General features: G+C 31.3%; 14 protein-coding genes. 5 read left to right on the top strand and 9 right to left on the bottom strand.

Translation table 11 applies throughout. The features are described from left to right. Positions 1–83: 83 nt before the first annotated feature. From AB671_RS01350 to AB671_RS01310, 9 genes are all read right to left on the bottom strand, one after another. Complete coding sequence (locus tag AB671_RS01350) at positions 84–482, bottom strand: DUF1398 domain-containing protein (RefSeq protein WP_066680694.1); 399 nt, start codon at positions 480–482, stop codon at positions 84–86. Between the two features lie 194 nt (positions 483–676). Beyond that, on the bottom strand, positions 677–1,126 hold the full coding sequence (locus AB671_RS01345; RefSeq protein WP_066680692.1) for a VOC family protein: 450 nt from the start codon (positions 1,124–1,126) through the stop codon (positions 677–679). Positions 1,127–1,226: 100 nt separating this feature from the next. After that, positions 1,227–1,598 (bottom strand): VOC family protein, encoded by a 372-nt coding sequence (locus AB671_RS01340; RefSeq protein WP_066680690.1) that lies wholly within the window; start codon positions 1,596–1,598, stop codon positions 1,227–1,229. A gap of 13 nt (positions 1,599–1,611) precedes the next feature. Further along, positions 1,612–2,010 (bottom strand): hypothetical protein, encoded by a 399-nt coding sequence (locus AB671_RS01335; protein ID WP_066680687.1) that lies wholly within the window; start codon positions 2,008–2,010, stop codon positions 1,612–1,614. Positions 2,011–2,203: 193 nt separating this feature from the next. Further along, on the bottom strand, positions 2,204–2,482 hold the full coding sequence (locus tag AB671_RS22670; protein ID WP_228390986.1) for a hypothetical protein: 279 nt from the start codon (positions 2,480–2,482) through the stop codon (positions 2,204–2,206). 102 nt (positions 2,483–2,584) lie between these two features. Next, positions 2,585–3,040, bottom strand: a complete 456-nt coding sequence (locus AB671_RS01325) for a DUF1569 domain-containing protein (RefSeq protein ID WP_066680685.1) — start codon at positions 3,038–3,040, stop codon at positions 2,585–2,587. 158 nt (positions 3,041–3,198) lie between these two features. Continuing rightward, positions 3,199–3,690 carry a serine protease inhibitor ecotin gene (gene eco / locus AB671_RS01320; protein ID WP_082987202.1) on the bottom strand — a complete coding sequence of 164 codons (492 nt, stop codon included), beginning with the start codon at positions 3,688–3,690 and terminating at the stop codon, positions 3,199–3,201. A gap of 161 nt (positions 3,691–3,851) precedes the next feature. Further along, positions 3,852–5,525, bottom strand: coding sequence for a hypothetical protein (locus tag AB671_RS01315; protein ID WP_066680683.1), 1,674 nt, complete (start codon positions 5,523–5,525; stop codon positions 3,852–3,854). Between the two features lie 88 nt (positions 5,526–5,613). After that, a complete protein-coding gene (locus AB671_RS01310) occupies positions 5,614–11,601 on the bottom strand; it encodes an alpha-2-macroglobulin family protein (protein ID WP_066680681.1) in 5,988 nt (1,995 codons plus the stop codon). 18 nt (positions 11,602–11,619) lie between these two features. Here AB671_RS01310 and AB671_RS01305 point away from each other — a divergent pair, with 18 nt between their 5' ends. From AB671_RS01305 to AB671_RS01285, 5 genes are all read left to right on the top strand, one after another. Beyond that, a complete protein-coding gene (locus AB671_RS01305; RefSeq protein WP_082987201.1) occupies positions 11,620–12,381 on the top strand; it encodes a hypothetical protein in 762 nt (253 codons plus the stop codon). A 3-nt stretch (positions 12,382–12,384) separates the two neighbouring features. Then, positions 12,385–12,660, top strand: a complete 276-nt coding sequence (locus AB671_RS01300) for a hypothetical protein (RefSeq protein WP_066680680.1) — start codon at positions 12,385–12,387, stop codon at positions 12,658–12,660. Further along, positions 12,648–12,938, top strand: coding sequence for a type II toxin-antitoxin system RelE/ParE family toxin (locus tag AB671_RS01295; protein WP_066680679.1), 291 nt, complete (start codon positions 12,648–12,650; stop codon positions 12,936–12,938). Before AB671_RS01300 ends, AB671_RS01295 begins: the two co-directional genes overlap by 13 nt. Next, positions 12,939–14,042 carry a DNA replication/repair protein RecF gene (gene recF, locus AB671_RS01290; RefSeq protein WP_066680678.1) on the top strand — a complete coding sequence of 368 codons (1,104 nt, stop codon included), beginning with the start codon at positions 12,939–12,941 and terminating at the stop codon, positions 14,040–14,042. 90 nt (positions 14,043–14,132) lie between these two features. Beyond that, complete coding sequence (locus AB671_RS01285; RefSeq protein ID WP_066680671.1) at positions 14,133–14,507, top strand: four helix bundle protein; 375 nt, start codon at positions 14,133–14,135, stop codon at positions 14,505–14,507. The last annotated feature ends 26 nt before the right edge of the window (positions 14,508–14,533 follow it).

Raw genomic sequence — 14,533 nt, 5'->3', positions numbered from 1 at the left:
TTTGTTTTGCAACTCTAAAATGACAATTTTTAGCCAGTTTTTAGCCCATACTCTTTTTTATTATTCATTTTTTAAACAGGCTCTTAAAGTTGTGAAGGAATAATTTCTTCTAAAATATCATTCTGGTTTTTATCAAAATAAGTACAGGTCATTTTGTTGAAATCCATCTTCCAACCTTTTACTCCATTTTCCGCACAGTCTTTACAAAATGTAGGGTAATCTGTTCCGCCTTTTTGATGGAGTTTTAATCTGGTTTTAAAATTTTCAAGATCTGCATTTCCTGCTATTTCTAAAACATCATATTTTTTTCCTGTTTCGGCAAAATTATTCTCATCATCAAAATATTTTGTGTTTCCATCAGTAACGAGGGTTGTATAATGAGATACACCAAGATTTTTTATTGCCTGAATATAATTCGGAAAATCAGCACCGCTTTTTACTTTTTGGTGTTCTGATTTAATTTCATCAATTGTAAATTTCATTTTGTTTTATTTTTTAAGATTATATTTTTTAACGCAAAGAGCGCAAAGGTTTTATTTAAAATGTTTGAAAATATTTTTCGTTCGCAAAGGCGTTTAACTCAGCAAAGAAAAACTAGCTTCTTAATAGTAAAACAATAACCGACAGATAATTGCCGGTTATTATTTTATTTTGCTTCAAATTTAGAATATCAATTTTAAGGATGCTGTTGCATTTTCGCAGGATCATCATAATTTACCATCCAGTTGATTTCAAATTTATCAGTGAACATTCCGAAATAGGCTCCCCAAAAAGTATCAGCAAGAGGCATTGTAACATTTCCTCCAGCAGAAAGTCCGTTGAAAAGTTTTTCTGCTTCTTCTTTAGAATCTGCATTGATAGACACTGAAAAATTATTTCCAACTTTTAAGTTTGAAGCCCATTCTCCGCCGGTATCACTTCCCATCAAAATGGTTTCTTTTGAAATAGGAAGAGAAACGTGCATAATTTTGTCTTTATCTTCCTGAGACATTTCTTTTCCTTCCTGTGGAGGCATCTCTCCAAAAGTTCCGATGTAAGGATATTCTCCACCGAAAACCGATTTATAAAAATCGAAGGCTTCTTTGCAGTTTCCGTTGAAGGTAAGATAAACATTTACTGTTGCCATAATATAGTTTTTATTTGATTGAGATATTAGATTCGGGTTTCGAGGTTCGTGATTCGAGGCGCTGAGCTCGAAACTCGAAACTCGGAACACGGAACTCAAATTAACGATGTTGGTCGATAAGAATCATATTTCCGTCAGGATCTTTTAGGAAAATATGTTCAGGGCCGGATGTGGTTTCGTCTGCGGTTTTATCTAATTCTACTCCGCTTTCTTTCAGTCTTTTCTGAATTTCTCTTACATCATCAAATTCCTCAAGATTCTGAGCGTTCTCATCCCATCCCGGATTGAATGTCAACATATTTCCGTCGAACATCGCCTGAAAAAGACCAATCAATGTACTGCCGTTCTTCATGATGAGATAATTATTTTCTATACCTCCTCCCATTGCAGAGAAGCCTAGCTTTTCATAAAACTCTTTAGACTTAGCAAGATCTTTCACGCTCAAGCTTAGCGAAAATACGCCTAATTTCATATGTAAGTTTTTATTATTTTTTATTTAAAGCTAATTTGTATCCTCCTAAAACCAGTGACCAAACTAAAATTCCGAGAACCCAAAACCAAATTGGTGTTGGTAAAACGGTCATATTATAAATGGTGAAAACAAGAAAAATGATCCCGCAAATCAATGCTGCAGTAGGTTTTCCATCTTTTGAAATCTTTGTGGCAATAAACCCCGAAACCAAAGCTCCCAAAGCATAGCCAATAATCACCATAAATTTCCCTAAAAAAGGTAAGGCTTCAATATAATTTTTAAAACCTTCCATGTCACCCGGTTTCATTCCTTCAGGATAAGGATATATGAGATGATTGACGGTTTCAACCGCCCACACACAGATAGAGCCAACAATAATTCCGGCAACAACCGCCAATATTTTTTTTAACATAGTTATTGATTTTTAAGGTGTGTCTTGAAGTTCAATGTTTTATCATAGCTTTTCCAATCACCAATTAATTCGATGTTTTGGCTTTCAATTTTTTCGGTCGTTTTATTCCATTTAAAAGTATAAATAAATTTACCCGTAAAAATCCCGGAATGCTTTCCTTTCACTTCTTCAGCCAACTCATAATCACCATAAACTACACCTTTATTTTTTGTGTCTTTATATTTGGTAATTTAAACTTTCCCTCAAATTTTGAATGGTTATTTTCTACTAACGAATAGCCTGAAACAAAATATTCCTGATCTTTTTTCTTATCCTGCTCAGAAATTTCTATTTTAAGTTTAATGGTTTCTTTATCATTTCCAATAGTTCCTATATAAGGCTTTGAATTATTGAGCCAAACATTGGAAATATTGGGCATCTGTGCAAAAGCAAAATTGGAGATAAGAACGAGGAAGAATAAAAGTTTTTTCATGGTTTTAAATTCTTAAATTGAATAGATTTAGGCTAAAGCCAAAAGAATTTATGTTTTTTGAAAACGGGCTAAAGCCCGTTTCTATTAATTTAGTAAGACAAACTAAACGCCAAACTGGCTCAAGTGATGATTAAGATGTTTCGCAAACATATTATTCCATTCCTGAGATTTTAATTTTCCAAAAGAAAACGATTCTTTACCGTCAAAAGCTGAAGCTCCCAATTGCTGAGTTTTTTGAATAAAGCCAATCAGTCTCTTTTTTTCCTCTTCAAAATTTTTTCTTTCTTTAATTATGAACTGAGGAGCTGTAGGAGAATCATGCGGATAAGCTTTCTCACCCACCACTTTCGGTTTTACAAAAGTTTTTAAAATAAACTTAGCAATCGCTCCGGGTTTTTTGTGTTTTTCTGGTTCGTAAACCATTTCGTAAGACACACAACAGTGCGCCAACATTTGATCTACCGTCATTCTTCCCCACAAACCATGAGTTTCTTCTACAAGATTATTTATTCTATTGATATAATTCTGAGCATCTTTTGCTTCAAATACGTTTTCCATTTTTGTCTAAATCTTTAGAAACAAATATATCAGTTTTTTTGTTTCATTGAAATATTTTTTTTGATTTTGAAAGGTGAATTATTATAAAAAACAAAATAATAGAAATTAAAAAGCTCCATACAAATTTGCATGGAGCTTGAGTCATTATTTTTAATAATTTATTTCTGAGTTGCTTTTTTCATTGCTGCATCCGGACGTAAAACTCTATAACGAACTTCTAAGTCTTTAGGCACATAAAACACCAATGGTAATTTGCTGTTGTATCTTACAATTTCAGGTTGTAAAGAAACGAATTTTTTGGTCTTTTTCTGATCCGGACAAGCCATTAAAGTTCCACCTGTTTCTCCGTTAGATTCTACTTCATAATAATTGTAACCCCAACCTTGCAAATCCTGAGAGGTAACTTTTCCCATTAAAAAGTGGTTGTTACAATCTAGCATTTTTTCAACACCAACAAAAAATTCAACTTTCAAATCATTTTCATTTTTCGCAATTGGCAATTGAATATAAACTTGCTTATACCCTTCTTTAGCTTTTGGAAACATCTCTATTTGTAGTTTTTCAAATTTCTCTGCTTTCTTTTTCTGAGCAGAAATATTACCCATTACAAACATCATCAATACCGCAGATACTACTTTTAAAAATTTCATAATTATTTGATTTAAAATTTACAATTTCCATATACTCAAAAACTATTCCATAATTTTTTAAATCACGAAATGAGATGTTGAAATTTATAATTTATACAGGTTAGGTAACACGAGGTAGCATAAATTTAATACATAAGAAGTTATACTCTTTAAACTGTTTACTATTTGCTTGATAGAATATTTTTCTCCTTTTCATTTATTTTAGCCAGTAATGTATTTGAAAATTTTGCGGCGCCGAATCCAAAAGTTTGTCTTGGAAATTGTTGTCTAAGCTCATCAGCATTGTAATTTTCGACTAGAAAATCGATCAAAATCTCATCATCTTCTTCTCGGCTACCCCAGCCTGATCTTCTGGTAGAATTAATTAAGAACTTTTTACGGTCAAAATCATACAAATTTTTCATGTACTTAATAATAATATTGCTCGGAACATAATCATTAATAACTTCGAGCATTTTTTTATAATTTTTTTCGTGTTCTAAAATTGAAAAATACATTTCTGGATATTTTGAATCACTTATAAAAGATCCTTTTAGATTAGATAAAATACGATTTCTGAATTTCTTAAAGATTTCTCGATCTTCTTCATACTGTTCAATAAAAATATAATCTTCCAAATTATAATTGCTGTTGAATTTACCTTTTTTCACATAAGCTAAACCCTGAATATTATTTGTTTTCTCATACAACGCTTCCAATATTTCGTAGTAAGGTAAGTTGTATTTTTCGTTGGTATTTCTATTTATAATTTTTTTACAAAATTCTTCAGCTTTAGTTTCATTAATTTTTATCATTTCATTAATGACTTTAATATTATATGAATTCTCGTAAAGCGCAATCGGAAAATATTTTTGAAGGGAAGTAAAAAAATCGTTTTCAGCAATGATAGGCAAAAGATCTTCTTTAATAGAGGTTCTCAAATCTACCTTATTTTTAATCCAAATAATTATTTGACTTTTAACAAGTTCTGCAATAAACTTTTTTTGTTCTTTTGTTCCTGAATGATACATCTCAAGGATAAACTGATAGAAATAAATGAGTACAGATTCTTCGCCTTTTAAAAATAAATTCCAATACTTTTCAGCTAATTTTTCCCAAATCTCAATATCTTTAATAGAATTAAAATTTGAAGTAAACCTTATTTTAAAATTTTCTAGAAATTTATCAATTCTTGTACTAGAAGTATTGATCAACATTTGAAAATCAACAATAGTCTTATTAATCAAAATAAATTTTTCGAAACTACTATCTTTATTAATGTTTTGAAATAAAAACTGCTCAACTGGCTCTAAAGACTTTGTCATTAAATCAACAATCTTTTTTACATCCTGAGCGGTGAGATTTTTCTTTTTTCCGACAACCGATTGGGTTGTTGTTATAATAATTTGTTTGATATCATCAGTAGAAAACTCTTTTTTTGTTTCGGAAAACTCCAATAAAAACTGCATTTCGGCATCTTTATTTTTTTTGAAAAATTCAAGAAGCCAAGATTTCATCTCTTCAGAATTCAAATCTTCCATTACCATTTCTGCTTCAGAAATTTTCCTTTTAGATGTTTTTTTAGAGGTGCTTTTTCCTGAATTATTCTCAGAAATAAAAATACTCAATGCTAATTGATGAAGACAAAAATCTTTACTATTGCAGTCGCAAGAAGATTTAATGATTTCAGATTTTGGATTCAAAATAATTTGTACATCAAAAGACTCCATTTCATCATCTACAAAACTTACAAAATGATTTTTGCTTTCCTCCTCAAACTCACGAACAGTCATCTTTTTTGATTTGTTGATTTTCTGTTTCGAAAACTGGCTTTCTAAATCTAATATGCTAAACATGAAGGTTTTTTTCAAATATAAAAAAATGGTCTTAGAATTTTATCTAAAACCATTTTTTATCTAAACTTTTCCTTTTTAATTACCTAAATCATTCTTTAATCTCGACATTCGAACCTTTTGTATGTGAACTCATCTGCGGTGCATAATAGTTTTGAATCGTTGTAATTCCGTTTGAGAACTTCCCTGATGCATTGGCTACATAATCATATTCAAAAACATATTTTCCTTTCGGCATATATTCAATATAGAAGTTTGTAGACGCATCTTTTGTTGACTGATAATATCCCAAACTATTTTTCCATTGATAACCGGAAAGCACATTCACCGGTTCAAATCCTGCCGCTCGCATATCTTTAATGTGAATAAATTCCATCGCACGATCTGTGTTCAAAATCATTCTTACCGTTACTTTGTCGCCAACTTTCAGCGGAGTCTCGGGAGAGATTTTCTGTAATTCTTCACCGTTTACCGTTTTTACTTTTTTATAAAGCTCTTTTACGACAGAAATATAATTTTCGGAAGATTTTATTTTATCCAAATCTTCATAATATTGCCAGAATAAACCTCCCTGAACAATTCCTGCACCCGGTTTTGTAACGGTAACGGTCGCTAAATTCTTATCTAAAACATCTGTTTTCACAGCAGATTTCACATAACCTGCCGCCTGAGTTTCCGGTTTCAGTTCTTTTCCACCCCAAATAATGGTTGCTTTATCGCTTTCTGCTGAAGTCCAAGATTTTCCTGAATTTAAAATCGTGAAAATCACTTCTGAAGTTCCTCTTGAGCTTCCCCAAGAATTGACTTCTTTTTGTGTGATTAACCAGATTTTCATGTCTTCGATGAATTTCTGATCGTTTGGTTTTAGTTTATTAAAAGCTTCCAAAGCTCCTGCATGATTCACTACTTTCGAACTGAACCAACCCCAATCATCAAGGTTTTGCTTCCAATAAATTCCTTGCGTTTTAGAATCTACTGAAGTTTCTTTTAAGTAATTTAATAATTTATCCGAAACATCTTTTAAGCCATAATCGCTCATCAATAAAGCTGCACGATGCAATCCGAAGAATGTGAAATCGGTAATTTTGGTTGTTTTAGCCTTCTGTTTTACTAAAGATTTCAGCGTTGCTCCTTTACCTTTTAAAGGATATTGTTTTTCCCAATAATTTCGGGTATCAAGATAATCTAAAGTCCAGTTATTGATTACATTTTCTTTTTTAACATCAGTGTATTTATTGATTTCTTGATCAACATAACCAATCAGTTTTGCTACCAATTCTTTCTGTTCAGAAGACTGATAGTCTTTCACATTATCTTTTAGCCAAACGTTTATTTTTCCTAAATTTTTAAGAATATAAAGAGACGTTCCGTACGAACTCGGATACCCTTGATACCAAGAGAAACCACCGTCCGGATTTTGCAGTTTTTTGAAATCATCCCAATCCTGATTGATAGAATTTTTCATTGTATTAGCATCAAAAAGCAATGCTAATTTTGCCATCTGTTCCTCTTCGTTTTTACTTTCCAAAACCCAAGGAGTTTCTTCAAGCAACAACTGTTTCAGCTCCTGATTTTTTTCAAGATTAGAAGTTAGTAATCCCTTGCTTTGATATTCTTCAAAAACTGTTTTCAGTTTCGGATTGGCTTTAAAAATTTCTGAAGCCAAAACATCGGCAAACCATTTATTAAAGATGACATCTGCAGAACTATTCTGGTCATTTTTCAGACTTGGAAGTGCAAACATAATTTCCCAAATCGGATTGGTCGTCAATTCTAAAGTATTCGAAACATTGGATATCGTTGTTGAGTTTGTATCTTTAAGATTGTCTAAAACAAAAGTTTTCGTTTCGCCTTCTTTCACAAAAATCGGAACTGCATCAGTCACCAACATTCTGTTTGGTAAAACCGGAATCGCTTTTTGTTCACCATCAGAATATTGTCCGGCTTTTGCTACTATTTTTAAAATGATTGATGAAACGTTATTCGGTACTTTTATTTTCCATGTCAATGCAGAATTCCCGTTTTCATTTACTGAAAAAGCCTGTTCCTTATTATAACCAGAAACTGCCGTCAAAGTACTCAACCCAAATTTCTCTGAAATATCTTCATTGGTAAATGCATCCAAAATCTGCAGTTGCGCAGAACCGTTCAATTTTTTGTTTGTTAAGTTTGATAGTTTTGACTGAAGATTCAATTCATCTCCTTCTCTCAAAAATCTTGGGTAATTTGGAGTAACAGAAAACTCTTTTTGCGTCACCACTTCTTTTTCCAATGTTGTTGCTCTTGCGTCTTTTGTATGAGCCAGGAACATCAGTTTCCATTTTGTAAGAGCTTCGGGAGACGTGAATTCGAAGTTAATATTTCCTTCTGCATCCGTTTTTAAATCTGGATAGAAGAATGCAGTTTCGTTTAAGTTTTGACGAACCTGAACATTTTCTAAAGTCTCTTCATTTTTATCTGAGACACCATCTGCGTCAATTCTTGGAGCTTTTACAGGTTCAGGAACAACATTTTGAATAATTTCCACCATTTCATCAGCTACAACACCTGCTTTCGCCATTAAAGCACTTCTTTTTGCACCGCCAACTGATGGCGGTGGCGGACTATATGTCTCTGCTTTTCTTCCTTCTTGAAAAACTACGCCCGTTGTGGTCTCCAATTGTCTGCTGTAATCTACAAAGTAAATATTTCCATCAAACCAGTTAAATTGTGGAATTTCTACCACCTTATTATCAAAATACTCCATTCTGCTTTGAAAATATTTTTCTTCAAGGCCTGTATGAATTGCATAAGTAGATGTAAAAGAATAAGGTCTGTACAATTTTTGCCAGTTAAAAGTATTTACAGAAAACTGGTCCAAAGACATATCGTACATATTGGCTAAAACCTCAGCATTGATTTTTTCTTTGTCATTACCAGAAACTCTCACCGACCATTTTTCTTTAGAATTAGGTTCGATTTTATCTCTGAATGTTACCGTTTCTATTTTCAATGGCTGTTCTGTATCTTTAATTTTTAAATCAACCGTTTCGGTCTGAATATCATTAAATGAGGCCAACTGAAACTGAATATTTAAACCAGTTATATTTTTATCATTCGGAATTTCAGTTTCATATTCCAGCACTCCGTTTTTGAACTGATGAACTTCGGTAACTGTTTTTCCTAAACCATTTTGTACGAAAACATTCACCAAAACATTTGGAATTGATGAATACACATAAATTTTTGCTTTTTCACCTCTTGAAACCTCATCTTTTGGTTCTAAAACCGTTAAGAAAGTTTTCTGGGCTGGTTTTAAAGATTTTTTATCCCAAACACTGAAATTTTGAGTAGATTTTATTGTGTCTTTCCCTTCAATATTGTATAATTCCAATTGGTAATCGCCGGCGTTTAAAGAACCTAGATTTAAGACGCTAGACTCAAGGCTTTTATCTTTATTTTCAAGAGTTGAATTCTTGATTCTTGATTCTTGATTCTCGATTCTATCTATTATTACTTTCTCAACTTTCCAGTTTTTTATTTCATCATTTTTATCATACAAATCATGTGGAAACTTGCTGATAAACTCTTCTTTTGAAAATTTCGGCAGATTCTGAACTTCTGTTTTGAAATTGTTTCTGAAAATCCTATTCGAAGTTTCCAGTTTTAAAAGCTTTACCTGATAAGGTTTTTTAAGATTTTGCTCGTTATAATTTTTAGTTTCAACTTTTACGTTTAGATTTTCATCCGCAAAAACATTTTTAATATCGTCTGCTTTGATGTAATGAGAAACCGAAGCTACTTTTAAATTGGTATTCGCAGTTTGAGTTTCCCCATTGATATCAGTCGCAGAAGCATTGATTTGGTAATTATCAATCTGAATTCCTTCTAATTTTTCGTCTTTTTTAAGGTCTAATTTTATGGTAAATTCTCCTTTTTCGTTGGTTTTTGCTTCTCCAAGAATCGAGTTTTCGTTATCATTATCATTTGGATACCAAGGGAAATATCTCCAACGAATATTTTGTTTCTTAATTTCATAGTTGACGTTGGTGTTACTCAAAGCCACTCCCGAAAACATCATTGCTTTACCTTTCAGTTCGATGGTTTCTCCGTATTTATATTCATCTTTTACAGGGTCAAAAGTCACTTCAAATTTTGGACGTTTATATTCTTCAACCTTTATATATCTGTAGCCACTAGTGTTTCCATCAGTGATGATTCTAAAATTCCCGTTCAGTTTTCCTTTAGGCAAAATAAAACTTCCATGATAAGAACCAAATTCATTGGTGGTAAAATTCTGTACCAAAACTTCTTGATTATTGGCATCTTTTAAAGTTATTTTCTGTTTTAAATTTGATGCAACAGATTCTATTTCATTGTCTATTTTGGTATTAATGACTTTAAAATATACGGTTTGTCCGGGTCTGTAAATCGCTCTGTCTGTAAAGATTTGAGCTTTTGTACGGGTTTGTTTATTCGGATTATAGATTTCACGATTATTGTTACCATAGATTTGCATCAACTGAAAATCATTTGTTTTCGGCTGTTGAATCAAAATCGCTCTGTAATAATCTTTACTATTGGTCATCGGAAATTTGAAAACCCCATTTTCATTAGTTTTACCGGCAACTTTATTTAAAGCTTTACCTTCTACAAACTCATAAAATGTAAGATCTTCATTATTGATAGGCTTCCCATTTTCTGAGCTGATTAATTTCAATTCATTAGAAAGGTTATTGCTTTCGTTGATATTCTGATAAATAATTTTATGATTTGAAACTAAAAAATAAAAGTTATGATTATTACCTTCTTCTGGTTTTGAACCTGAAACTTCATATTCGGCAACATAAATTCCGGAAGGAAGTGCCTTCATTTCAACCGAAGTTTTGTGAAGCTGGTAATCTTGAGAATCATTCAACTGAAAAACTTCTTTTCTTACCAACGATTTTTTTATTTTTGAATAAGCATTATCATAAGGGCTTCTCGCGAATTGAATCAACGGTAAAAAATTATCTTTTACTTCATAGATCTTCACAGAAAATTCTTTTACATTCTTAAACTCAGCAACCAAATGAATCGGCAGATTGGGCTGAGTTTGTTCTTCATATTTAAAACTTAAAAAAGGATTAATAATCTGATTTTCCTTATTTTTAATATTTTCAATAAAAGGAGATTTCGGATATTGATTTTTGATAGAATTGACAAGTTGAAGCGCTTCTTTTTCTTTTTTTCCTTTAATTAATTCATCTATTATTTCCTCTGTAATAAGCACTTTGTAATCACCTTCAATATTCATTTTTATTAAATTCTGAAGCTGTACTAATTTATCTTTACAAGAAGTAAAAATACAATTCTCAGAAAGTTTCTGATGTAGAAAATAAAGTTTAGAATTGCCCGTACTTTTAACAATTAATTCATCAAAAATTGCATTGATTAAAACTCTGTTTTCCGCCAGTTCGTTTTTTGTAAACAATTCATTATTAGATAATAAATTTACCTTTTTCAAAGAATACCAATCCTGCAAAGTAGAGAAATAAGCAATGTAATCGGTATTGAAAAAAATATCTTTATATTTTACCAAAGACACCTTGTTCATCGCCTGATTTTGCTGGTCAAGTTCTTTAAAATTTTGAAGTAAATAATTTTTAAAATCAAGCTTGCTCCATGTTTCAATTTGTGAAACATCCTGAGAATTCATATTGGTTCTGCCATTTATTTCCCAAGAATGCTCATTGTAATAATCAAGGGTAAAACCCGACAACAAAACCTTGTACACTAAAAGATCATCACCTTTCAGGTTCTTTTCTGTCGTTTTTAGTTTAGCAAAAAACTTTGATCCTGAATCATTTTTCTCATCGTCATTGGTTCGATTTACAATGCTGAATTCTGCTTTCAGAGAGCGAATCAACTGGAGCGCATTATTTTCTTTCATAGCTTGTTTTTGAATTTCCAAAACAACCGGAAGATTTGATTTGTAAGCTCCCTTTTCATAATTTGTTTGTATTTTTTTCCATTGTGTATCGTAATACTTCTGACTGAAAGCATTAGAGAGACACGATAAAAACAGGATAAGGAACAAAACCTTGGAAAATCTTTGCATAAGTGTTATTTTTGGTAAATGAATTGCTTAAAAGTACTGAAAAAATCTGTCATCGACAGTCAACTTTACGTATCCTTAATGGGAACGCTTTTCGCAGTATTTTTCATGATGGAGCAAAACACATTCCGTTTCCCTTCTGTTCTTTTGATATTTATCACCTATTTCAGTGGATATTTGTATACGAAGTATCAATACACAAAATATTTTTACAAAATCCTATTATTAAATATCGTCACAGGAATTATTTCGGCGGCTTTAATTATTTTTAATCATAATGAAATACGTTTGGTAAAATGGTTTGTGATTGTAGTTTTAGGATTACTATACAACAGTTTTTTTCTTGAAACCTATATCCGAAAAATTCCGTTACTCAAAGTATTTTATGTAGGTTTAGTTTGGGCATTGGTCAATTGTTGGCTTACTTTACCTGCATTTAATTTTCCTATATTTTTTATCAGTTTCTTTTTTGTGACTGCACTCGTTTTGCCATTCGACATTCGCGATATGAAAAGTGATACCGTTCAGACATTTCCGAAACTAATTGGTGTTCAAAACACAAAATACCTTGCTTACGTTTTTATTTTCGTTGCTTGTATTTTAGCTATTTTTCATTTGAAAATTCAGTTTGCTGTAAGCTTTTTTCTAGCCTCGGTATTTACTTATATTCTGGTTTACTTTTCAAAAAATTCTAATAGAGATTCGTATTTTTCTTTTTGGGTTGAGAGTTGTTCCGGCTTACCTTTTTTGTTTTTAATTATTTATCTTTACTTAAAATTTTGAGTGATGGAAAATATGAATGAACAAAAACTTAAACTGATTCAGAAAATAATCAGAATTGATAACATTCAAGTTCTTTTAAAAATAGAAGAATACATCGCTGAATTTGAAAAAAACGATACAAAAAACATTGTGAGTGATGATACAGCAATTTATCAATCAAAAATTCATTTTACCAATGAGCAATTAAAAATGATTAAAGAAGCTGAACAAGACATTGAAAATGGAGATTTTTACACTGATGAAGAAGTAAAAAAAATGACTGAAGAATGGCTAAAATAGTCTGGTCTTCTAAGGCTCTTTTTGATAAAAAAGAAATTCTTGAATTTTGGATTTCAAAAAATAAGTCAAATGCATACAGTAAAAAATTAAATCTTTTAATTGAACAAAAACTGAAACAAATTTCAAAAAATCCAGACTCTGGAATTCAAACAAACATTGAGAATATAAGAGCTATTTTAGTTGAAAATTATTATATCCATTACTCTATAAAAACTGAAACAATTCGAATTTTAAGAATTTGGGATGCCAGACAAAATCCCGAACATTTTACTATATAAATGATCATCAACAAACTCACCCTTTACAATTTTAAAAATCATTCTGAAAAAAAGTTTGAATTTTCTCCACAAATCAACTGTTTTGTAGGAAATAACGGTGTTGGAAAAACCAATATTCTCGATGCACTGCATTACCTTTCTGTAGGAAAAAGTTTTTTAGGAAATACCGATACCAACAACATCAAAAAAGATGAAGATTTTTTCACCCTCGATGCTGAAATTCAGAATGAAGAAAGTGAAGATACTTTAAAAATATCTCAGCCGAGAGAAGCAAAGAAAGTCATTAAAAAGAATGATAAAAGTTATGATAGAATGGCCGATCACATTGGTTATTTGCCAAGTGTGATGATTTCTCCGTACGATTCAAACCTTATTTCTGATTCTGGGGAAAGTCGCAGGAAATTTTTAGACTCTATGATTTCTCAGACCGATTCAGGATATCTTTATGATTTGATTCAATATCAGAAAACGATTCAGCAACGAAATGCTTTATTAAAATATTTTGCAAAAAACAGAGTTTGGGATAAAGATTCTTTGGAGATTTACGATGATCCAATCACAAGATCCGGAACTAAGATCTTTGAAAAAAGAAGAGAATTTGTCGCAAAACTAAATCCTATTGTTCAAAATTTCTATCAAATCATTTCAGGAGGAAAAGAAAGTGTTTCTGTGATTTATGAATCTCATTTATTGGAAGGCTTCGACTCCGCTCAGCCTGACAAAAAATTTCGTGAACTTTTAATTGAAAGTTTAGAGCGAGACAGAATGCTTACTTACACTTCAAAAGGAATTCATAAAGATGATCTTCTTTTTGAGATGGATTCTGTTCTCATAAAAAAAACAGGTTCTCAAGGACAGCAGAAATCGTTTTTAATTTCATTAAAATTAGCTCAAATGAGTCTGATAAAAGAATTAACAAACAAAACACCTATTCTTTTACTGGATGATATTTTTGATAAGCTTGATGATACGCGCGTTGCGCAATTAATCAAATTGGTCAATCAGGAAAATTTTGGGCAAATCTTTATTACCGATACACACAGAGAACGTACTGAAAGTGTGGTGAAGAAGATCAATGAAGAGAGTATAATATTTGAAATATGATTCGGGATGCGAGTTTCGAGATACGGGATTTTAGAGATTTGGGATTATAGTTTGGTAAATTGCATTTATTAATTTAAAAAAACACAAATAATGAGTTATAGGAATTTAGACATTTACAAAATGGCTTTTGATTTATTTACAAAAACTCACAAAGCGTCTTTTCTCCTTCCTAAATATGAATTGTACGAATTAGGAAGCCAGTTAAGAAGGTCTTCTGATTCTGTTATTACTAATATTGTTGAGGGTTATGGGCGTTCTGTTTATAAAAATGAATACTATAGATTTTTAGTCTTTAGCCACGCAAGTAATGACGAAACAATTAATCATCTTGAGAAAATTATAATTCTATATCCTGAATTTTCAACAGAATTTGAAGTTTTAAAACAGCAATACGATTTATTAGGTGGAAAAATTAATATTTACAAAAAATGGGTTAAAGAAAACTGGAATGAAGGCAAATCTTAAAAATTATAATCATTTTAAAAACCCCG

This window comes from Chryseobacterium sp. BGARF1 (assembly GCF_001677955.1).
In the GTDB taxonomy this organism is placed as follows: Bacteria; Bacteroidota; Bacteroidia; order Flavobacteriales; family Weeksellaceae; genus Chryseobacterium.
This window is presented reverse-complemented; position numbering and strand designations above follow the sequence as displayed.